Below are 21,257 nucleotides of genomic sequence, written 5' to 3'. Positions count from 1 at the left end.
ATGTTACTGCATGCGGACAATGGCGCGGTGATGAAATCACAGACGTTGCAAATGAAGCTTTATGAGTTGGCAATAACCCCGTCTCACAGCCGTCCAAGAGTCAGTAACGACAACGCGTATGTGGAGTCGCTGTTCCGGACGCTGAAATATGTGCCGCAGTGGCCGTCATTGGGGTTCGGCAAGTTGGAAGATGCACGTGAATGGGTCGAGCATTTTACCCGGAGGTATAACGAAACGCACAGACACAGTGGTATCAGGTATGTGACGCCAGATTCGGACTGTAAGGCGGTAAATAGTGAAGCTCTATGTTCACGACAAAAGCCCAATCCTTAATCAACTGGGTTCGGTGATAACCCGCTCCGTCCAGTATCACATGGATTTTTTGTCGGTAATCGGGGTAACGTTTACGTATCTCAATGAAAAAACGAGCAATGTTGTAGTCATTAATCGTTTTGTAATCGTGAATAATGGTGCGGCTAATATCACTCAGATTCAGCGCTCCCAGTATATTCAGACGGGTTCGGCTTCCCGTTGTTTTCACTGACTTTTTATGTCCTTTCCGTATCCATCCATAACTGAGCTTTGTCGCCTGTGTCGGATGGACGGCATCGATAAACAGAATCGGTTCATCACCTGCCGTTTTCTTTAAATCTTCATAAGCATCAATGAACTGCTGCTGTTTTTCTTCACTTAATTTATGCGGTATGCCTGCGGTTTTTTTTATAGGAGAATCCCTGCCGATGCAGTCACTTGTTCATACCGGAAATACTAAAACGGATAGCCCAGCGCTGTTCAACATAAGCCACGATTTCGTGAGTATGATGAAATAAATGTTGAGATAAGTAGCTGATTAAGTGTGCAGTTTGTTCGGCATTAAGCCGGCTTGCAGAGGCCGCCGTTTTCAGGCTTGAGTTTGCGCTGGTTGACGTAATCGTTGATGTGCTGGTTTACCGTCGTTTCGTGCAGACGCAGAGCTTGGGCAATCATCGCAGAAGTCCAGCCTTCAGAGGCAAGAAGGACGGCTTTAATACGGTCACGAACACGACCATCACGGTTGGTATCATGAAGGTGCTCAAGTTCGGCTTTCTGTTCGTCGGTAATAAATATCTTCATAGTTAATGAGCATGATCTTCTTACTGCGTAAAATCAAGCACCTTCAATGATCACGGGTATATACACTTATGGTAATACTTTTACTCCTTTTTCCTAAAACCATGAAATTAATTCAAACTCTTTAATTAGGAATTATTAAGATAACACCTCTTATAACCTCCTAATCAGGATCTAAATTATCCAAATAATCAGCCCAAGTCTGCAACCACTTCTTGCACTCAGCATCATACTTACACAGGTTATAGATCCCCTCAACACCGCCACGCGTATGTCCCAATACAGCCTCTGCAACTTCATTTGGACACTGCAAGCGGGATAGCACCGTTCGTACGGTACGACGCAGGTCGTGGGGAGTCCAGTGAGGTATATCAAGCATTTGACCGTTTTCACGTAAACGCCATGAATTTTCAGTCAGGTATTTCTGCTGAATGGGGAGTTTAGTCGCTTGTGAAGGAAATAAATATTTATCGGAGGTGAGACGCAAAATTTTAAGGAAGTCGATAGCCTGAGTCGATAGCTGAACGTACCGCTCTACTCCAGTCTTGGTTTCTCGCAGATGTATCGTGCCCTTTTCGAGATCCACATCATCCCAAGCCATATTGCAGACCTCACCTGTTCGGCACCCAGTCCAGAGCGTCAGTCGTAGCACATTTTTGATTGTTGGCGTAAATGCAGAACCAGGAAGCCAATGAAGGAATTTAGCTAACTCTTTCTCACTCAGAATTCGAGTTCCACGTTCACAGGTCAGTTTGATATTAGTCTGGCGTAGACTCGACTTTGCCAATAGCGCAGGGTTAGCAAAGCTGTCATCGAAGCGCCCTAAGCCAATTGCAAATTCATAGGCAGAGGATAGCTCACGTAACAAATTACCTGCCTGAACTTTGGCACCGCGTTCAATCACACCGTTGACTAGTTCGACGATATCTTTACGGGTGATGTCCGCTGCAACACGCGCTCCTAGCTTAGCAACCGCATCATTTTCCAGAGTTCGACGGACTTCCTTTTGCCCTTTCTTTTTACGCGCTCCTGGAATGATTTTTCCATCAGCATTTTTACGATCTTCTATCCGTTCAGTCAGATACAGCTCAACCAAACCTTCAACCGTCAGCACTGCCGCTATCGGTTTTTGACTCTCCTCCAATAACCGTTGCTTCTCATCTTTCAGCTCAGACGCCGGACAGCGCCCTTCGTTTCTGATTAATTTTAGCTCTTGCAACTTCATACGAGCCATTGCAAGCGAGGTTTGCGGGAAGCTTCCAATTTTTACCTGTGACAGCTTATTGGTCACTGGGCTAGTATAACGGTAGAAAAAGGTCTTGATACCCGAAGCGCCGCAAGTCACACGTAAGCCTCGGTTTTCACCTGTATCAGCCTTATTTTTGTCCGTAGGCTTCATCATTTCGATAGCTTTGGATGACAAAGGTTTGCCTGCTGGTTTATCTGTCATATAAGATCCATTTTATGGATAACCACTTGATTTACTAAAGCTAAAAATCAGCTTTTCTTTCCAAGTGTAGGTTGTGCATTTATTTAGTGTAATTATACCATAACCTACATAACAACCTACACTTAGACCTACACTAACAAGTGGGTTTTAGTGATTTTTTATGAGACGACGTGATACTTAATGATAACAACTAAAATCACAATTCACTTTAAATTCAATGGAATAAATAAATCATGTCTATGATTGACAATAAAAACCTAGATTCACACACACCAATGATGCAGCAGTACTTTAGGTTAAAGGCTGAACATCCGGAAATCCTGCTGTTTTACCGCATGGGCGATTTTTACGAACTGTTCTATGACGATGCCAAACGGGCTTCCCAACTGCTGGATATTTCGCTGACGAAGCGCGGTGCCTCCGCAGGCGAACCGATACCGATGGCAGGCGTCCCTCATCATGCCGTTGAAAACTACCTTGCCAGACTGGTGCAAATGGGCGAATCCGTCGCGATCTGCGAACAGATCGGCGATCCGGCCACCAGCAAAGGCCCGGTAGAGCGTAAAGTTGTACGTATCGTCACCCCCGGCACCATCAGCGACGAAGCGCTATTGCAGGAAAAGCAGGATAACCTGCTGGCAGCGATCTGGCAGGATAGTCGGGGATTCGGCTATGCCACTCTGGATATCAGCTCAGGACGCTTTCGCGTGAGCGAACCGACCGATCGGGAAACCATGGCGGCCGAATTACAGCGCACCAACCCGGCGGAATTACTCTACCCTGAATCCTTCGAATCCATGGATTTGATCGAAAACCGCCACGGGTTGCGTCGTCGTCCACTGTGGGAGTTTGAACCGGATACCGCACGTCAGCAGCTCAATCTGCAATTTGGCACCCGCGATCTGACCGGTTTCGGCGTAGAGCAGGCAAAGCTCGCGCTGCGAGCCGCCGGATGCCTGCTGCAATACGCAAAAGACACGCAACGTACCTCGCTGCCGCATATTCGCGGCATTACGATGGAACGCCAGCAGGACGGCATCATCATGGACGCGGCCACCCGTCGTAACCTTGAACTGACGCAAAATCTGTCCGGCGGTGTGGAAAATACGCTGGCTGCCGTGCTGGACTGCACTGTAACCGCCATGGGCAGCCGGATGCTGAAGCGCTGGATTCATATGCCCAGCCGCGATATTGATGCGCTAAAACAGCGCCAGCAGGCTATCAGCGCGTTGCAGGAGATCACGCCCGATCTTCAACCCTACCTGCGACAGGTCGGCGATCTGGAGCGTATTCTGGCGCGACTCGCACTGCGCACAGCACGCCCGCGCGATCTGGCACGTATGCGCCACGCTTTCCAGCAATTTCCCGATATTCGTGAGCAGCTTGCACCGCTGGATATTGATTCCGTTCGTCGTCTGGTCAGTCTGATTGGGCAATTTGATGAGCTGCGCGATTTGCTGGAACGCGCGGTCGTCGAAGCCCCGCCCGTGCTGGTTCGTGACGGTGGCGTCATCGCGCCGGGCTACAATACGGAACTGGACGAGTGGCGTGCGCTTGCCGATGGCGCCAGCGATTATCTGGATCGTCTGGAAATTCGCGAACGCGAAAAACTGGGGCTGGATACGCTGAAAGTCGGCTTTAATGGCGTACACGGCTATTACATTCAGGTCAGCCGCGGCCAAAGCCATCTGGTGCCGATCCACTATGTACGCCGCCAGACGCTAAAAAATGCCGAACGCTACATCATCCCTGAACTGAAAGAGTACGAAGATAAGGTTCTGACTTCAAAAGGCAAGGCGCTGGCGCTGGAAAAAGCGCTCTATGATGAGCTTTTCGATCTACTACTGCCTCATCTGGCCGAGCTTCAGCAAAGTGCAGCCGCGCTGGCCGAGTTGGATGTCCTGACGAATCTGGCCGAACGTGCCGATACGCTGAATTACGTTTGCCCAACGCTGAGTGATAAACCCGGTATCAAAATCACGGGCGGCCGTCACCCCGTCGTCGAGCAAGTGCTTCGTGAACCGTTTATTTCGAACCCGCTGTCGCTGTCGCCACAGCGTCGCATGCTGATCATTACCGGCCCCAATATGGGCGGTAAAAGTACCTATATGCGTCAGGCTGCACTCATCGTGTTGATGGCGCACATCGGCTGCTTTGTGCCTGCGGATCAGGCGGTGATTGGCCCAGTCGATCGCATTTTCACACGCGTAGGTGCCGCGGACGATCTGGCTTCTGGTCGTTCCACCTTCATGGTGGAAATGACAGAAACGGCAAATATTCTGCACAACGCCACGGAAAACAGTCTGGTATTGATGGACGAAATTGGTCGTGGAACCTCAACCTACGACGGCCTGTCGCTGGCCTGGGCCTGCGCCGAAAATCTGGCGAACCGCATCAAAGCCATGACGCTGTTTGCCACGCACTATTTTGAACTGACCACCCTGCCGGAAAAAATGGAAGGCGTGGTGAATGTTCATTTAGATGCGCGTGAACACGGCGATACCATTGCCTTTATGCACAGCGTACAGGATGGCGCAGCCAGCAAGAGTTATGGTCTTGCCGTCGCCGCCCTCGCAGGCGTACCAAAAGAAGTGATTAAGCGCGCACGCCAGAAACTGAAGGAGTTGGAAACGTTATCGAATAATGCGTCATCCAGCCATATCGATGGCGCGCAGCTGGCGCTACTGAGCAATGATGAGCCGTCTCCGGCAATTGAAGCGTTGGAAGCCATCGATCCTGATGCACTCACGCCACGTCAGGCGTTGGACTGGCTTTATCAGCTCAAGAAAATGCTTTAACGCGGAATCGATACTAAAAAGGCACTGAAATCAGTGCCTTTTCTTTTTAACGCTGCGTTAGTCTATCTGTGTATCGCAGTTTGCTCGCGCTCGCATACGTGCGTTATCACTGCTGTTGGGGACCACCGCTTTCACCATCTGCCCTTCTTCCATCGATGGAATCACGGCAAAATGCGCGGTAAAGGAAACCAGTACCGGTTCGCCAGCCGACACCGTCGTACGAAGATACATCCTTTGCAGCGCGGCATTACTCGCCACCACAAACATTTTACCCGTAGCGCAATCAGAGAACGTCGCAGCATCGGCCAGATAGCGGTACATCCCCTTCATTACCATCGGCGTATTTGGCAAAGGCTGCTCAGTTGCCGTCAGTTGACGAGGAAGAGAGGAGTTGATGGGGAGCCCTTGCTGATCCAGCATTTCCAACCCCTTATCAACCGGGCGGAAGTAGCGTTTTTCTCCCGAACTATCCGTCAGCACCAGCTTATCTGCGGTGCGTCGCCATTGCCCATAGGAGGCGAACGTGTTGTTGCCTGCTCGCGTCGTTTGATACTGCTCTCGCAGCACAAAAGTCCCGTCTTTTTCCAAAAACAGCGACGTATCAATCCCTCCGCAGTCTGCACAGGGTAAAACACCACGATAACTTTGCGCCATTGGTTTAAGGGATTCTTCCTGAATTTGTGAACGGGTATGACACCCGATCAACCCAGAAATTCCTGCAATCAACAGCACACCGATAGCCAGTTTTTTCATCATTATTGTCCTGCCGTCTCTGCCCTGTTTTTATCGTTCTGACTCAATGCCCTGGAACCTGTCCAGCCCGTTATCATCCCTGAGTCTGAGGAATTTTCCACTCAGAAAATGCTATTTCCAGACTATTCTTATCGTCAGACAACCAGATCGTGCCTTCCTGTATCGTTGCCTGTAATGCCATCGTGCGTGCGGCCAGCCCGGCAAGCTGAGTCAGTTGATTATCATCCAAAAAGCGAATAGCCAGATTCTTGTATCCGGAAACCTTACTTGCTATCGCACTCCACCAAACCTGCGCCGCACGCTCGCTGTACGCGTATAGCACCACGGCGCGCGACTGGTTGCAGGCTTTCTTAAGCCGTTTTTCATCCGGCAGGCCTAGCTCAATCCACAATTCCAGCTCCATCGTATCATTGCGCCGCCAGATTTCCGGTTCGTCATCGGCACTGAGCCCTTTGGTAAAGCGCAGGTTTTCATCAGCATGGCAGATCCACGCTAAAAGCCGCAGCATCATGCGCTGTTCCGTTTCTGACGGATGCTGCGCTATCGTCAGGTTCGCGTCGTGAAAAAAATTCCGATCCATATCGGCAATATTAACTGCTGCTTTGTAAACCGTTGCTTTTAGTGTCATCAGTAACCTCGTCGTTATTCCCTTTAGTTTACTTGAGTTAGCACCATCCTCACAGTAAAGGTGATATCTGCCACGTAACTGATAGATTAGGCCTCTAAGGACTACTGATATCCTGTTAGTGCCTATGCTATAGTCGGTTTGATAAATAGAGTTTATCTTCGTAGGCTTACAACATCGCGCACCACAACAGGTGATGATGCATGAATATCTACCGAGCTAAGCTTTCAAGGGAGGATATAGTGCAAGAATACTGTGAATTAGTACGTCGCTTATACGCAGAGATCGCCAGCGGCGATCTAGGCTATATACCCGATTCGCTGGGTTGTGTTTTGAAAACCCTGGATGGCATTGCCGCGAATGATGCGCTGCCATCCTCCGTCAGGGAACAGGCCGCTTTTGCCGCCGCTAACTTATTGGTGAGTGATTATGTCAATGAGTAATGAATATCAACCCATCAACTGTGATGATTACGACAGCCTGGAAGCCACTTGTCAGCAGAATCTAACGCTGACGCTGGAACTACGCAATGGTGAAATTGTAACCGGTAAAGCCAGTGACATGATCTCCCGTAAGCAGGTCGAATATCTGGTGATCGAAGCCTCCGGTGCAACGCGCGAACTGCGCCTCGACCACATCGTCAGTTTCAGTCATCCTGAAATCGGGAAGGTCGTCGTCAGCGAATCCTGACAGGCTTCTCCTTTCATTCAGCGGCAAACGCTGAACAAACGCTTCCAAAACGGACAACGCAGGTTGTCCGTTTTTATTTCAGCACGTGTCAGCGTCAGCTTTTATCCAGACCGCTTTAGCTTTTTCCCAAGCCTTATTTTTCCCAAGCCTTATCTTTCCCAAACAACGTGCCATACGGGCTGATGTTCTCTCACCTGCCCTTCCCGCGTGACGAATCGTCCCACGGCCGCAATCAGTTGCTCATTGTAAAATACCAGTGGTGTGTGGTCGCGCCACCAGGGCGGAACGCCCAGTTCCTGCCAGAGTTTCTTGATGTGTCGCCCGTGGGCTCTGCCGACAATATGCACGGTTCCCTGGGTCGAAAAGCGGATGCTCACCGCCTCACCGTTTTCCGGCGCACGAACCGCCATCCCGTTATCGGCCAACCACAGCGTGCCGAGATTGTCGGGGAGCGATAGCGAGCATGACGTCGGCTGCCACGGCAGAATGCAGTCCTGTAGCGAGGTCATCAGCGGCAACAGGTAGAGATGCTGACGAAAACGGCGGATTTGCAGCTGATGCAACTGCAATATCGGTTCCGCATCCTGACGGCTCATCGCGACCTCATCCCAGAGTCGTTGCAGCTGTTCACGCGAGGGCATCGTCGCCCCTTGCTGCGCCAGCCAACGACGCAGCAGCGCAAAACGACGCACCGGGCTTAGCGGCACCAGACCGTCAATGCTCAGCGCCCCATCCGGCTGACATAACGTCTGTAATGATTCCTCCAGCAACTCATCGAGTAATTGTTCCTGTTCGGCACACAGCTCAGCGCTACGCGCTACTGCGGAGGAGAAATGCGGCCAGCGCTGTGTCAAACGCGGTAAAATCTGGCGGCGTAGAAAATTGCGGTCGAAACGCTCATCCTGGTTGCTGTCATCTTCAATCCACCGAAGCTGATGCCGCTGCGCATACGCTTCCAACTGCAAACGAGAAAACCCCAGCAGCGGACGAATGAGACGATGCTGACCCAGCGTACTGTGTGCCGCCATCGCAGACAATCCGGCAGGCCCACTTCCGCGTTTAAGCGCCAGCAAAAACGTTTCGCTCTGATCATCAAGATGCTGCGCCGTCAGCAGGGTTTCTCCCTCTTGCAGATGCGCTTGCAGTGCCTGATAACGCGCTGTTCTGGCAGCCGCTTCAATACCGCCGTTCTGCGCCTCAACCACCACTGGCAGCGAGGCAAACGACACCCCCCAGCGTTCACACTGCTGACGACAATGTTCAGCCCAGCTATCGGCCAGCGGATTTAAACCATGATGGATATAAGCCGCACGAATGGGTAGCCCAGAACGCTGACGCACAGCCACCAGCAGATGCAGCAACACGCTGGAGTCCAAACCACCGCTGTAGGCCAGCAGGATCGCCCCGCATCCAGCCGTTTGCGCCGCGATCGTCTGGAGCAATCCATCGTCAAGTAATCCATCGTCAGATTCAGTGCCGTTCACAACGTCAGATCTCATACAGTTCTAAGGGCAAGCCGTCAGGATCGGAGAAAAACGTGAAGCGCTGCTGCGTTTCAGGATCGATCCGTATAGGTTCACAGACAACCCCAGACTGTTCCAGCGAGGAGACGGCCTGTTCAATGTCAGCCACGGCAAAAGCCAGATGGCGCAGACCGCAGGCTTCCGGCCGACTCACGCGCGCAGGTGGATGGGGGAAAGAAAATAGCTCAATGGTATAACGCCCGTTCAGCGAGAGATCCCCTTTCCACGACTGCCGAGTTTCGCGGTAGACCTGCTGGTTCAACGTAAACCCCAGTACATCACAATAGAACGCCTTGCTGCGTTCATAGTCGGAGGCAATAACCGCAATGTGATGGACATCAAGCAGCTTCAACATGCTTCAACCCCTTATAGCAAAAAATCCGCTGTCATTTCTGACAACGGATTTTCAAAGTACCGCCAGAATCGTTTGATTGATAATACCTCAATCAAACAATCAGCTCATCAGCAGTCGCGCGTTAGCCGTAACCAAGTTTATTAACAATAACCAAGTTTATTAACAATAACCATAGTTCATCAAACGCTGATAACGGCGGTTCAACAGTTCTTCTTCCGTCAAGCCGTCGAGGTCGAGCAGATCGGCCAGCAGTTGCGCTTTCAGCGATTCGGCCATCACTGGGACGTTACGGTGCGCCGAACCCAGCGGCTCAGGAATCACGGTATCGATCAGTTTCAGCTCTTTCAGACGCGGCGCGATGATGCCCATCGCTTCCGCCGCCAGCGGCGCCTTATCCGCACTCTTCCACAGGATAGACGCACAGCCTTCTGGTGAAATAACTGAGTAGGTGCTGTACTGCAACATGTTAACCTTGTCGCCCACGCCAATAGCCAGTGCACCGCCGGAACCACCTTCACCGATAACGGTACAGATGATTGGCACACGCAGCGTCGACATTTCACGCAGGTTGCGCGCGATAGCCTCAGACTGACCGCGTTCTTCTGCGCCAACGCCTGGATAAGCGCCCGGCGTGTCGATGAAGGTGATGATCGGCATCTTGAAGCGATCGGCCATTTCCATCAGGCGCAGCGCTTTGCGATAACCTTCCGGTGCAGGCATGCCGAAATTACGGCGAATCTTTTCTTTGGTTTCACGTCCTTTCTGATGACCAATGATCATCACCGGACGCCCATCCAAACGGGCAATGCCGCCGACAATGGCTTTATCATCGGCATAGGCACGATCGCCAGCCAATTCATCAAAGTCGGTAAAGATATGCTTAATATAATCAAGCGTATAAGGACGTTGTGGATGGCGCGCTAACTGCGCAACCTGCCAGGCACCCAAATCGGCGAAGATTTTGCGCGTCAGTTCAACGCTCTTCTCACGCAGGCGCTGGACTTCTTCGTCCAGATTAATATCCAATTTTTCGTCTTGACGGCTGACTGCGGTCAGCGAGTCAATTTTCGCTTCCAACTCTGCAATCGGCTGCTCAAAATCAAGAAAATTCAGACTCATAGTATTCCTATATTAGTCAAATTCCAGTTCCACCTGCTCATTACCCACTAATGTGCGCAGCTCGTTCAGTAGCGCATCGGCAGGCGTTACACGCCATGCTGCGCCGAAACGTAGTCGGGCGCGCGCATCTTCACGCTGGTAATAGAGATGCACTGGGATCGTCCCCGATCGATGGGGTTCCAACGATTGGCGGAGACGGTTTAATAGCTGGTCATCAATTTGCCTGTCAGTCAGCGAGATAGCAAGCCCGCGCGCGTATTTTTCCCGCGCTTCACTGATATCCATTAACTCTCGGACGGTCATTTTAAGCCCGCCGCTGAAGTCATCAAAGCTGACCTGTCCACTGGCGATAAGGATACGGTCTTTCTCAAGTAAATGCTGATATTTTTCCAATGCATCGGTAAACAGCATGATCTCAAGCCGACCGGAACGATCGTCCAAGGTACAGACACCAATACGGTTACCCCGCTTGGTTACCATGACGCGAGCCGCCAACACCAGCCCAACGGCAGTGGTCATTTTACCCCGATCCGTCGGGTGCATATCTTTCAAACGCACGCCACCGGCATAGCGTTCAATTTCCTTAATATATTGTGTGATCGGGTGGCCGGTCAGGTACAGCCCCAGCGTTTCCCGCTCACCATCCAACACCACCTGCTCCGGCCACGGCGGCACGGTGCTGTAAGATTGCTCAACCTGCTCAGGCGCCTCTGCCAGCACACCGAACATATCCACCTGACCAATAGCTTCCGCTTTCGCATGCTGATCGGCAGCTTTAAGCGCATCAGCCAATGAATTCATTAGCGCGGCGCGATGCGGCCCCAGGCGGTCAAATGCCCCGGACATAATCAGCTTCTCCAGCACGCGGCGGTTCAGCTTCTTAATGTCAGTACGCGCGCAAAGATCAAATAGCTCTCTGAAATAACCGCCCTGATTACGCGCTTCGATAATCGCTTCAATCGGGCCCTCACCCACGCCTTTAATCGCGCCGATGCCGTAAACAATCTCGCCATCGTCGTTAACGTGGAAGTGATACAGCCCACTATTGATGTCAGGAGGCAGAATTTTTAACCCCATCCGCCAGCATTCATCAACCAGCCCAACCACCTTATCCGTGTTGTCCATATCGGCTGTCATTACCGCCGCCATGAATTCAGCCGGATAGTGCGCTTTCAGCCACAGCGTCTGGTAAGACACCAGCGCATAAGCCGCAGAGTGCGATTTATTAAAGCCGTAACCGGCGAATTTTTCCACCAGGTCGAAAATTTTAACCGCCAGTTCGCCGTTCACACCGCGAGCTTTGGCACCATCTTCAAAGCCACCACGCTGCTTTGCCATTTCGACCGGGTTCTTTTTCCCCATCGCACGACGCAGCATGTCCGCACCGCCCAGCGTGTAGCCCGCTAGTACCTGAGCGATCTGCATGACCTGTTCCTGATACAGGATAATGCCGTAGGTCGGCTCCAACACGGGCTTGAGTGACTCGTGCTGCCATTCGATATCAGGATAGGAGATCGCCTCACGGCCATGCTTACGGTCGATGAAGTTATCCACCATGCCGGATTGCAGCGGGCCAGGGCGGAACAGCGCCACCAGAGCGATCATATCTTCAAAGCAGTCAGGCTTCAGGCGTTTGATCAGGTCTTTCATGCCACGCGATTCAAGCTGGAATACCGCCGTGGTTTCCGAGCGTTGCAGCATGTCGAAACTTTTCTTATCGTCGAGCGGAATGGCCGCGATATCAATCGGCTCCTGACCTTGCTTCGCGCGACGGGCGTTAATCATCTCCAGCGCCCAGTCGATGATGGTCAGCGTACGCAGGCCAAGGAAGTCGAACTTCACCAGTCCGGCATATTCCACGTCGTTCTTATCAAACTGGGTAACCGGGTGGTTACCTTCCGCATCGCAGTACAGCGGCGCGAAATCGGTAATCTTGGTAGGGGAAATCACCACCCCACCCGCATGTTTACCGGCGTTACGCGTTACCCCTTCGAGTTTGCGCGCCATATCAATGAGAGCCTTAACTTCCTCATCGGCCTCATAAATTTCCGGCAACTGCGGCTCAGCGGCAAAGGCTTTTTCTAGCGTCATGCCCGGATCGGGCGGCACCAGTTTTGAAATACGATCGACAAACCCATATGGGTGCCCAAGCACGCGTCCTACGTCACGAATAACCGCTTTCGCCGCCATCGTACCGAAGGTAATAATCTGTGATACCGCATCACGACCGTACATTTCCGCAACGTGATCGATAACTTTATCGCGTTTTTCCATACAGAAATCGACGTCGAAGTCAGGCATGGATACACGTTCAGGGTTGAGGAAACGTTCGAACAGCAGGTCGAATTCCAGCGGATCCAGATCGGTGATTTTCAGCGCATAGGCCACCAGCGAGCCAGCACCGGAACCACGCCCCGGCCCAACAGGCACGTCGTTGTCCTTCGACCACTGAATAAATTCCATTACGATGAGGAAGTAACCGGGGAACCCCATCTGGTTAATCACGCCCAGTTCAATATCCAGACGCTCATCGTACTCTGGTCGCCGCGCAGCGCGCACTTCCGGATCAGGGAACAGGAATTCGAGGCGCTCTTCCAGCCCCTTTTTCGAGCACTCAACCAGAAAGTCTTCCGTGGTCATGTCACCCGTCGGGAACTGCGGCAGGAAATATTCACCCAGACGAATCGTTACGTTACAACGCTTGGCAATTTCCACGCTGTTCGCCAGCGCTTCGGGGATATCCACAAAGAGCTCGCACATTTCCTCTTCGGAACGCATGTACTGCTGCGGGCTGTAATTACGTGGGCGTTTAGGGTCGTCAAGCGTGTAGCCATCGTGGATAGCCACGCGGATTTCGTGAGCGTCAAAATCATCAGTGCTGATAAAACACACATCATTGGTCGCCACCACGGGTAACCCGTGCTTTGTCGCCAGTTCGACGGCAGCGTGCAAATAGCTTTCTTCGTCGGGGCGTGACGTGCGGGTCAGTTCCAGATAGTAGCGCCGGGGGAAGTATTCCTGATAAAACGCCAGACACTGCTCGGCCTGCGTCTGGTTACCACGTAGCAAAAACTGGCCGACATCGCCCCGGCGACCGCCAGACAGTAAAATCAGCCCTTCCCGATGCTCAATAAGCCAATCCCGGTCAATCGTCGGCCCGGCAGCGCCATAACCACGCTGATAAGCATGAGAAATCAGCAGCGTGAGATTCTGGTAGCCTTCATTATTCATCGCCAGAACAGTGAGATGCGCGAGTTCATCCCCTAATTCGTCGCTTTCGACAGAAAAGTCTGCGCCGATAATCGGCTTGATGCCCGCGCCATGCGCGCCGCCATAGAACTTAACCAACCCACACAGGTTGGTAAAATCGGTAATCGCCAGCGCTGGCATGCCGAGTGCCGCTGCTTTTTTTACCAGCGGACCGACTTTGGCCAGCCCATCGATCATGGAATAGTCACTGTGAACACGCAGGTGAACAAAACGTGGTTCGGCCATCTCCAGATCCCAGAATTTATCGATTAGTCAGCATGGCAGGCACGACTACGTGCGCACACCACACCGAGAGTTAATGATGATGTTTTACGCCAGCCCCAATGCTCGTTTGACTGGCGCGAAGCTCCGACGGTGAAACTCAGTGGCACCCAGTGCGGCCAGTTTCTCCAGATGAAAAGCCGTTGGATAACCTTTATGTTGGGCAAAACCATAAGCGGGGAAGCGTTCATCCAACTCGACCATCTCACGATCGCGAGTCACTTTCGCCATAATCGAGGCCGCGCTGATTTCAGCCACGCGGCTATCCCCTTTAACCACCGCCTGAGAAGGCATCGGCAATGCCGGGCACCGATTACCGTCAATAAGAACAAAATCAGGCACGACCGCCAATCCAGCCACCGCACGCTGCATTGCCAACATGGTAGCATGCAGGATATTCAGTTGATCAATCTCTTCCGGCTCTGCCCGGCCAAGGCTCCACGCCAACGCCTTCTCTTTGATTTCATCATAGAGCGCCAGCCGACGTTTTTCACTCAGCTGTTTGGAGTCCGCCAGCCCGACAATTGGCCGAGCTGGGTCAAGGATCACCGCAGCCGTCACCACTGCGCCAACCAGAGGGCCACGCCCCACTTCATCAACGCCAGCGATACAGGCCGCCTGCGGATAGATAAACATTTCACTCATGGCTTTATTAACATGGTCTTACGAATAGGGTTTTATTAACGCGGCTTGACTAATTCCAGTACCGCCTGAGCCGCTTGCTCATCAGCGTTACAGCGAATCTGCTGATGCAAATCCACAAATGTCGTACGCAGCGCAGCCGTTTTATCTGAATCAGCAAACAGCGGCAATAGCGCAGCGGCCAACTTGTCAGGTGTACAGTCGGTCTGAAGCAATTCCGTCACCAGTTCGCGCCCAGCCAACAAATTTGGCAGCGACACCCACGGCGTTTTGACCAGACGCTGTGCCAGCCAGAAGGTAAAAGGTTTCATGCGGTAACCCACCACCATCGGGCATTTAGCCAGCATACATTCAAGCGCCGCCGTACCGGATGCCAATAGCGCCGCATCACTGGCAATCATCGCTTCACGCGCCTGCCCATCCAGCAGATGCACGCGTAAATCGGGGGCCACACTGCTTTTGATCTGCTCAAACTGTTCACGCCGTTTGCTGTTCACCAACGGGACCACAATTTCCAGATCGGGAAAATGTTGGCACAGCAGCACAGCGGTCTTGAGGAAATCCGCGCTGAGCATTTCCACCTCTGCACCACGGCTGCCCGGCAGCAACGCCAGACAGTGCGCTTCTGGCGCAATACCCAGCATCGCACGCGCCGCCAGCTTATCAGGGTGCAATGGCATTGCATCAGCCATCGTGTGGCCAATAAAACGACAAGGGACATTGAAACGATCGTAAAACGCTTTTTCAAAAGGCAAAAAAGCCAGCACCAGATTGGTCGCTTTACCTATTTTGAAAACGCGTTTTTGACGCCATGCCCACACGGACGGGCTGACGTAGTGAATGGTATTGATGCCGCGCTGCTTGAGGTTACCCTCCAGCGTGATATTAAAATCAGGAGCATCAATCCCCACGAACACATCAGGCTGGAGCTCACTGAAGCGCTGGGTTAAATCCCGCCGAATTTTCAGCAGGCGAGGAAGCCGCCCAAGCACTTCAACAATGCCCATGACGGCCAGCTCTTCCATCTCATACCAGGCTTCACAACCTTCAGCCTGCATACGCGGCCCGGCAACACCAACAAACCGCGCATCGGGCACCTTTTCTTTTAGCGCCCGGATTAGGCCTGCGCCAAGGATGTCGCCGGAAGTTTCCCCGGCGACCAGCCCAATAGTCAAAGGACGTGATGACATGGATTAACGAATGATGCCGCGAGTAGAACGGGCAAAGAAATCGGTAAACGCCTGCACCGCCGGATGTTCCGCCGCCAGCGCTTCAATTTCCGGTTTCACTTCGTCCAGCGTTTTACCGCTGCGGTAGAGCAGTTTGTACGCGTTACGGATCGCGTGCAGGGTCTCTTTTTCGAAACCACGACGCTTCAGGCCTTCAATATTCAGGCCAAACGGCGTCGCGTGGTTACCCTGAGCGATAACATACGGCGGCACGTCTTGCGCCACGCCGGAGCATCCACCCACCATGACGTGAGCACCAATAATGCAGAACTGATGTACCGCCGTCATCCCGCCGATAATCGCAAAATCGTCGACAGAAACGTGGCCACCCAGCGTGGCATTATTCGCCAGAATACAGCGATTGCCCACGACGCAGTCGTGCGCGATATGCGTGTTGATCATCAACAGGTTATCGCTACCGACTTTAGTCAACCCACCGCCCTGCGTTGTGCCGCGATGAATCGTGACGCTTTCACGGATGCGGTTACGATCGCCAATCTCAACGCGGGTCGGTTCTCCGGCATATTTGAGATCCTGATTCACTTCACCAATTGACGTGAACTGATAGATTTCGTTATCACGACCAATTTTAGTGACGCCATTGACGACGACATGTGATTTCAGCACCGTACCCGCACCGATCTCAACCTGAGAACCGATATAGCAGAATGGGCCAATATGAACGCCAGCGCCAATAATGGCACCGTCTTCAACAATCGAACTTGGGTGAATAAAGGCGGTTTGATCAATCACGTTATCAAGACTCCCGACGGCGAGCACACATCATTGACGCTTCGCAGGCCACTTCGCCATCAACTTTGGCAACACCTTTAAAGCGTGCAACGCCGCGACGCTCTTTGATGAATTCAACTTCAAGGATCATTTGATCGCCTGGCTGTACAGGGCGCTTAAAGCGCGCTTCGTCAACAGCGGCGAAATAGTACAGCTCACCCGGTTCCAGTTTGCCCACGCTTTTAAACGCCAGAATACCGGTAGCCTGAGCCATCGCTTCCAGAATCAGCACGCCGGGAAAAATGGGTTTGCCCGGAAAATGCCCCTGGAAGAAGGGTTCGTTGAAAGAGACATTTTTCACCGCTCGCAGAAACTTCCCCTCTTCAAAATCCAATACCCGGTCAACCAGTAAAAATGGGAAACGGTGCGGTAATAGTTCTAAAATCTCTTCAATATGCAGAGTATGAGTGTCAGTAGTCAAAATACTCTTCCTGTCCATAAAAACTGATGCCATCAACAACACGGCCTGCGCAGACCCTAAATTAGGTGTCTTCAGGCAGGCCGCAAATAAAAACGCGAGTGATTAAACGTTATCGACTTTTCGTTCAACGGCTTTCAACCGTTTGCTTATCTCATCAATATTCATCACCAGCGCTGCGGTTTTACGCCATACTTTGTTGGGTTGCAAAGGAATGCCCGAAGAGTATACCCCAGGTTCTGTGATGGGTCGCATGACCATCCCCATTCCCGTTACCGTCACTTTATCGCAGATCTCCATGTGCCCGTTAATGACGCTGGCACCACCGATCATGCAATAACGACCAATTTTCAAGCTCCCCGCCATAATGACGCCACCCGCTACCGCGGTATTGTCGCCAATCACGACGTTGTGCGCAATCTGACATTGGTTATCAATGATAACACCATTGCCAATGACCGTATCATCCAACGCGCCACGATCGATAGTCGTGCTTGCGCCGATCTCAACCCGATCGCCAATTCTGACCGTTCCTAACTGCGGGATTTTCACCCAGTTACCGCGATCGTTGGCATAGCCAAAACCGTCTGAACCGATAACCGTTCCCGACTGAATCAGGCAATGTTCACCCAACTCAACCCGGTGATAAATCGTTACATTTGCCCACAAACGGGTACCCGCGCCAATGCGGGCATCTTTACCGATAAAGCAGCCGGGGCCAATAACAACGCCATCGCCCAGTTGTGCGCCAGATTCAATGACGGCATTTGCGCCAACGGATACCTGCTGGCCCAGCATCGCGTCTGGAGCAATAACCGCGCTCGGCGCAATGTCAGTTGCCGGTTGAGGCGTCGTGTCCAGCAGTTGCGCCATACGCGCATAGGTAAGGTAGGGATTCTTCACTACCAGCGCAGTGACCTGACAGTAAGGTAAATCCGCTTCCGTCAGCACGACCGCTGACGCTTGCGTCCCAGCCAGTTGCTCACGGTAACGACTGTCGGAAAGAAACGTAATTTGCCCAGTTTTTGCCGAATGCATAGAAGCAACACCGGTGATGACGATATCGCCATCACCGTGTAATTGTGCATCCAACTGTTGAGCTAACGCGTCCAGTCGAATTGAATACATGGTTTATTTAACCTGTTTCAGCACATCGGCAGTAATGTCTTTCGCATTGGCGACATACGCCACAGCGTTAGCGTCAATCACAACATCATAGCCTTCTTTGGTTGCAACCGCTTTCACGGCATCCTGAATACGGCTCAGGATTTTATTACGTTCTTCCATCTGACGACGACGGTTGTCCTGGTCAAAAGCCTGCGCTTTGGTAGAGAACTGCTCGCGCTGCGCCATGACGTCCTTCTCCATTTTGCTGCGATCGCTCGCTTTCATGGTAGAACCATCACGCTGCAACTTCTGCATCTTGGTCTGTAAATCGTTTTCCATAGATTGCAGTTCAGAAGCACGGCCTTTGAACTCGTTTTCCAGCTGTTTGCCAACGGTCTCACGCTGCGGCAGCTGTTGGAAAATGCTGGAGACGTTAACAACGGCAATTTTGTCAGCAGCCTGAACGCTGGCTGAAGCAGCCAATGCTAAACCGAGGCCTGCGGCACATAACCACTTTTTCACTATAAACTCCTCAACCTAACCTATTTGTGTCTTAACACTTTAATTATGAGCATCACGCCATAATATGAACGGCTTCTGTTCAACCGTTCATATCCATGAACAACGACGCGACATTCCCTGCATACGACCTATTGACGTCACACTACCAGGTTTTGCCAATGTTAAACTGGAATTGTTCCGACTTGTCTCCATCGTACTTTTTAACCGGCTGGGCATAGGAGAACACCAATGGCCCAAGCGGAGACATCCATTGTAACGCGATACCGCTTGAAACACGGAAGTTGCTTGCCTTGCTGTAATCCGGCACGCCTGCGTCAATCGTTTCCTGTGTATTTTTCCAGTTGGTATCCCATACCGTGCCACCATCTACAAAGAAGGAAGTACGCACGGAACTTGCGTATTTATCGCTGATAAACGGCGTCGGAACGATCAGTTCCGCACTCAGCACGGCCATCGCATTACCACCGACGGCATCATTTAGCTTGGTTTTATCAATCGCGCAACCAGAATAAGACGTCGCACCAGTGGCACAGTTGTAATAAGCCGCTTTAGGACCAATGGTGTTCGACTGGAAGCCACGTACCGTGCTGGAACCACCGGCATAGAAGTTGTCATAGAACGGCACTTCTTTACCACCGAGACCATCAGCAAAGCCCGCACGCGTACGGCCCATCACGACCCATTTACCACTCTCGGTCAACGGATAGTAGCTCGCAGAATCAAACGTCAGCTTGTAGTATTCGTTATCCGAACCGGGCACTGTGACTTTCGCATTCGCGGACGCACGTGTTCCTTTCGTTGGGAAGTAACCACGATCCAGGTTGTTATACGACCATCCGGTATTCAGGAAGAAATCGTTCGCTTTGAAGTCCGTAGTCGATTTATTGCTGCTGCCAACAACAACTTCGGGATTGACTCCCACGGAATTCAGATAACGCCACATCGCTACCTGCGGTTTCATATCCGACAAGTCATTATGGACATAATCCAGGCCGACACGCAGTGAGTTATTCTCGTTAATCGGGAAGCCCAACGTGCTGCCAACACCGTAACTCACGTTGGTATAGTCGGACAGATCGGCGTCAGACGCCTCAAATTTGTTATAGAAAATGCGACCACCGAGGCTAACGCCATCGACGGTAAAGTACGGGTCGGTCAATGACAGTTCGACGTACGTCTGGTAGTCGTTTTTCGTCCCGCTGATCCCCACGGAATTACCCGTTCCCAGCCAGTTGTCCTGCTGAACCCCAGCCTGGAAGCTCACGCCACTTTCTGTACCGAAACCGACACCAAAGTTGAATGTCCCCGTATTACGCTCTTTGACTTTATACGTGACATCAACCTGATCGGCGACGCCGGGAACGCGCTGCGTTTCCACATCAACACTTTCAAAGAAGCCCAGTCGGTTTAGACGTTCTTTGCCCTGTTCAACCAGATCGTTACCTAACCAGGCACCTTCCATCTGGCGCATTTCACGGCGTAGGACAGCGTCCTTAGACGTGTCGTTACCATCAAAGCGAATATGACGCACATAGAAACGGTTACCCGCATCTACGTTGATGTTTAATCTCACCGTCTTGTCTGCATCATTAATTTCCGGCTGTGTTACCACACGCGGATAGGCATAGCCATAACGCCCCAACAGTTTCTTGATGTCCTCTTCCATCCGGGTCACTTTCGTCCCGTTGTAGAGTTCACCCGGTTCAATCTTCGTCAATCCTTCGATTTCCGCAGAGTGACCAGCCAGATTGCCTTTCACCGCTACGCCGGACAGCTTGTACTGATCGCCTTCTGTCATATTGATGGTAATGTAGATGCCTTTTTTATCTGGCGTCAGGCTCACCTGAGTAGAATCAATGTTGAAACGCGCATAGCCGCGATCCAGATAGAAACTCCGCAGAGTTTCCAGATCACCAGACAATTTTTGCTTCTGATATTTACGATCGCCAACCACGTTCCACCACGGCACTTCATCACGCAGTTGGAAACGGGAGATCAATTCGTCGGAGCTGAACGCTTTGTTACCGACAATATTAATCTGTTGGATCTTGGCGGAAACGCCTTCCGTGAAGACCAGTTTCAGGTCTACGCGGTTACGCGGAAGTGGCGTGACAACGGCTTTAACCGATGCGCTGTACTTACCCACGCTGTAATAGAAATCTTCCAGTCCTTTTTCAATGCTGGTGAGTGCCGTGCGGTCCAACGCTTCACCGACGCGCACGCCGGAGGCCTCTAGGTTTTCTTTCAGCATGTCGTCTTTGACTGACTTATTGCCGGAAAACGTGACGCTGGCGATTGTCGGACGTTCTTTCACCTGCACAATCAGCGTGCCGCCATCCCGCAGGACGCGAACATCTTCAAAATTTCCGGTCGCAAACAAGGCGCGGATGGTGTTACCGATATCATCGTCACCGATGGTATCACCAACGCGGACTGGCATACTGAGTAATGCCGCCCCGACGGCAACCCTTTGCAGGCCCTCGAAATGAATGTCCTTCACTACGAACCCGTCTGCACCGTATACGGTTGCGCTGCTGAACAGCAGCGACGCTATGAGCAACTTTTTGATCGCCATCGTTGTTATGCGTTTTTC

General features: G+C 51.9%; 17 protein-coding genes and 2 pseudogenes. 4 read left to right on the top strand and 15 right to left on the bottom strand.

The annotated features are described in order from the left end of the window. A pseudogene (locus O1Q74_RS04865) lies at positions 1 to 315 on the top strand (integrase core domain-containing protein); the annotation flags it as partial. On the opposite strand, the pseudogene O1Q74_RS04860 reads toward O1Q74_RS04865, so the two are convergent. Together O1Q74_RS04860 and O1Q74_RS04855 are read right to left on the bottom strand one after the other, a co-directional pair. Then, positions 269 to 1,113 (bottom strand): annotated as a pseudogene (locus O1Q74_RS04860) (IS630 family transposase); the annotation flags it as partial. The pseudogenes O1Q74_RS04865 and O1Q74_RS04860 overlap by 47 nt on opposite strands. A 160-nt stretch (positions 1,114 to 1,273) precedes the next feature. Then, positions 1,274 to 2,560, bottom strand: coding sequence for a tyrosine-type recombinase/integrase (locus O1Q74_RS04855; RefSeq protein WP_271876548.1), 1,287 nt, complete (start codon positions 2,558 to 2,560; stop codon positions 1,274 to 1,276). Positions 2,561 to 2,799: 239 nt separating this feature from the next. On the opposite strand from O1Q74_RS04855, the gene mutS reads away from it, so the two are divergent. Next, positions 2,800 to 5,358, top strand: coding sequence for a DNA mismatch repair protein MutS (gene mutS, locus O1Q74_RS04850; protein WP_271878755.1), 2,559 nt, complete (start codon positions 2,800 to 2,802; stop codon positions 5,356 to 5,358). 57 nt (positions 5,359 to 5,415) lie between these two features. Here mutS and nlpE read toward each other — a convergent pair whose 3' ends face one another. After that, on the bottom strand, positions 5,416 to 6,111 hold the full coding sequence (gene nlpE, locus O1Q74_RS04845) for an envelope stress response activation lipoprotein NlpE (RefSeq protein WP_271878753.1): 696 nt from the start codon (positions 6,109 to 6,111) through the stop codon (positions 5,416 to 5,418). Positions 6,112 to 6,184: 73 nt separating this feature from the next. After that, the gene (locus O1Q74_RS04840) at positions 6,185 to 6,739 is read right to left on the bottom strand and encodes a YaeQ family protein (protein ID WP_271876546.1); all 555 of its coding nucleotides are present in this window, start codon (positions 6,737 to 6,739) and stop codon (positions 6,185 to 6,187) included. Positions 6,740 to 6,978: 239 nt separating this feature from the next. Between O1Q74_RS04840 and O1Q74_RS04835 the strand changes: the two genes are divergently transcribed. Both O1Q74_RS04835 and rof read left to right on the top strand, forming a co-directional pair. Beyond that, positions 6,979 to 7,179 (top strand): YaeP family protein, encoded by a 201-nt coding sequence (locus tag O1Q74_RS04835; protein WP_010285748.1) that lies wholly within the window; start codon positions 6,979 to 6,981, stop codon positions 7,177 to 7,179. Then, entirely contained in the window at positions 7,166 to 7,426 is a 261-nt protein-coding gene (rof, locus tag O1Q74_RS04830) for a Rho-binding antiterminator (RefSeq protein ID WP_271876543.1), read from the top strand. The genes O1Q74_RS04835 and rof overlap by 14 nt, the downstream gene beginning before the upstream one ends. A gap of 149 nt (positions 7,427 to 7,575) precedes the next feature. On the opposite strand, the gene tilS is transcribed toward rof, so the two are convergent. The 11 genes from tilS to bamA all read right to left on the bottom strand — a co-directional run bounded on the left by tilS (position 7,576) and on the right by bamA (position 21,239). Further along, entirely contained in the window at positions 7,576 to 8,925 is a 1,350-nt protein-coding gene (gene tilS / locus O1Q74_RS04825; RefSeq protein WP_271876540.1) for a tRNA lysidine(34) synthetase TilS, read from the bottom strand. Continuing rightward, positions 8,915 to 9,304, bottom strand: a complete 390-nt coding sequence (locus O1Q74_RS04820; RefSeq protein WP_271876537.1) for a VOC family protein — start codon at positions 9,302 to 9,304, stop codon at positions 8,915 to 8,917. The genes tilS and O1Q74_RS04820 overlap by 11 nt, the downstream gene beginning before the upstream one ends. Before the next feature lie 159 nt (positions 9,305 to 9,463). Then, a complete protein-coding gene (gene accA, locus O1Q74_RS04815; RefSeq protein ID WP_039490410.1) occupies positions 9,464 to 10,423 on the bottom strand; it encodes an acetyl-CoA carboxylase carboxyl transferase subunit alpha in 960 nt (319 codons plus the stop codon). Between the two features lie 12 nt (positions 10,424 to 10,435). After that, complete coding sequence (gene dnaE / locus O1Q74_RS04810; protein ID WP_271876531.1) at positions 10,436 to 13,918, bottom strand: DNA polymerase III subunit alpha; 3,483 nt, start codon at positions 13,916 to 13,918, stop codon at positions 10,436 to 10,438. 84 nt (positions 13,919 to 14,002) lie between these two features. Then, positions 14,003 to 14,599, bottom strand: coding sequence for a ribonuclease HII (gene rnhB, locus O1Q74_RS04805; RefSeq protein ID WP_271876529.1), 597 nt, complete (start codon positions 14,597 to 14,599; stop codon positions 14,003 to 14,005). Between the two features lie 35 nt (positions 14,600 to 14,634). Next, complete coding sequence (gene lpxB, locus O1Q74_RS04800) at positions 14,635 to 15,786, bottom strand: lipid-A-disaccharide synthase (protein ID WP_271876526.1); 1,152 nt, start codon at positions 15,784 to 15,786, stop codon at positions 14,635 to 14,637. 3 nt (positions 15,787 to 15,789) lie between these two features. Continuing rightward, entirely contained in the window at positions 15,790 to 16,578 is a 789-nt protein-coding gene (gene lpxA, locus O1Q74_RS04795) for an acyl-ACP--UDP-N-acetylglucosamine O-acyltransferase (RefSeq protein ID WP_014700903.1), read from the bottom strand. A gap of 4 nt (positions 16,579 to 16,582) precedes the next feature. Beyond that, positions 16,583 to 17,056, bottom strand: coding sequence for a 3-hydroxyacyl-ACP dehydratase FabZ (gene fabZ / locus O1Q74_RS04790; RefSeq protein WP_172644777.1), 474 nt, complete (start codon positions 17,054 to 17,056; stop codon positions 16,583 to 16,585). An 84-nt stretch (positions 17,057 to 17,140) separates the two neighbouring features. After that, a complete protein-coding gene (gene lpxD, locus O1Q74_RS04785) occupies positions 17,141 to 18,163 on the bottom strand; it encodes a UDP-3-O-(3-hydroxymyristoyl)glucosamine N-acyltransferase (RefSeq protein WP_271876522.1) in 1,023 nt (340 codons plus the stop codon). 3 nt (positions 18,164 to 18,166) lie between these two features. Next, positions 18,167 to 18,664, bottom strand: coding sequence for a molecular chaperone Skp (gene skp / locus O1Q74_RS04780; protein WP_012773638.1), 498 nt, complete (start codon positions 18,662 to 18,664; stop codon positions 18,167 to 18,169). A gap of 142 nt (positions 18,665 to 18,806) precedes the next feature. Further along, on the bottom strand, positions 18,807 to 21,239 hold the full coding sequence (bamA, locus tag O1Q74_RS04775) for an outer membrane protein assembly factor BamA (RefSeq protein WP_271876518.1): 2,433 nt from the start codon (positions 21,237 to 21,239) through the stop codon (positions 18,807 to 18,809). Between the last annotated feature and the right edge of the window lie 18 nt (positions 21,240 to 21,257).

Origin of the sequence: Pectobacterium sp. A5351 (assembly GCF_028335745.1) — a bacterium.
Lineage (GTDB): Bacteria > Pseudomonadota > Gammaproteobacteria > Enterobacterales > Enterobacteriaceae > Pectobacterium.
This window is presented reverse-complemented; position numbering and strand designations above follow the sequence as displayed.

What these genes read in the sequence shown, in the direction of transcription:
- O1Q74_RS04855 (WP_271876548.1), bottom strand. Translation starts at nt 2,560, where the DNA reads ATGACAGATAAACCAGCAGGCAAACCTTTGTCATCCAAAGCTATCGAA.
- mutS (WP_271878755.1), top strand. Translation starts at nt 2,800, where the DNA reads ATGATTGACAATAAAAACCTAGATTCACACACACCAATGATGCAGCAG.
- nlpE (WP_271878753.1), bottom strand. Translation starts at nt 6,111, where the DNA reads ATGAAAAAACTGGCTATCGGTGTGCTGTTGATTGCAGGAATTTCTGGG.
- O1Q74_RS04840 (WP_271876546.1), bottom strand. Translation starts at nt 6,739, where the DNA reads ATGACACTAAAAGCAACGGTTTACAAAGCAGCAGTTAATATTGCCGAT.
- rof (WP_271876543.1), top strand. Translation starts at nt 7,166, where the DNA reads ATGTCAATGAGTAATGAATATCAACCCATCAACTGTGATGATTACGAC.
- tilS (WP_271876540.1), bottom strand. Translation starts at nt 8,925, where the DNA reads ATGAGATCTGACGTTGTGAACGGCACTGAATCTGACGATGGATTACTT.
- O1Q74_RS04820 (WP_271876537.1), bottom strand. Translation starts at nt 9,304, where the DNA reads ATGTTGAAGCTGCTTGATGTCCATCACATTGCGGTTATTGCCTCCGAC.
- accA (WP_039490410.1), bottom strand. Translation starts at nt 10,423, where the DNA reads ATGAGTCTGAATTTTCTTGATTTTGAGCAGCCGATTGCAGAGTTGGAA.
- dnaE (WP_271876531.1), bottom strand. Translation starts at nt 13,918, where the DNA reads ATGGCCGAACCACGTTTTGTTCACCTGCGTGTTCACAGTGACTATTCC.
- rnhB (WP_271876529.1), bottom strand. Translation starts at nt 14,599, where the DNA reads ATGAGTGAAATGTTTATCTATCCGCAGGCGGCCTGTATCGCTGGCGTT.
- lpxB (WP_271876526.1), bottom strand. Translation starts at nt 15,786, where the DNA reads ATGTCATCACGTCCTTTGACTATTGGGCTGGTCGCCGGGGAAACTTCC.
- fabZ (WP_172644777.1), bottom strand. Translation starts at nt 17,056, where the DNA reads ATGGACAGGAAGAGTATTTTGACTACTGACACTCATACTCTGCATATT.
- lpxD (WP_271876522.1), bottom strand. Translation starts at nt 18,163, where the DNA reads ATGTATTCAATTCGACTGGACGCGTTAGCTCAACAGTTGGATGCACAA.
- bamA (WP_271876518.1), bottom strand. Translation starts at nt 21,239, where the DNA reads ATGGCGATCAAAAAGTTGCTCATAGCGTCGCTGCTGTTCAGCAGCGCA.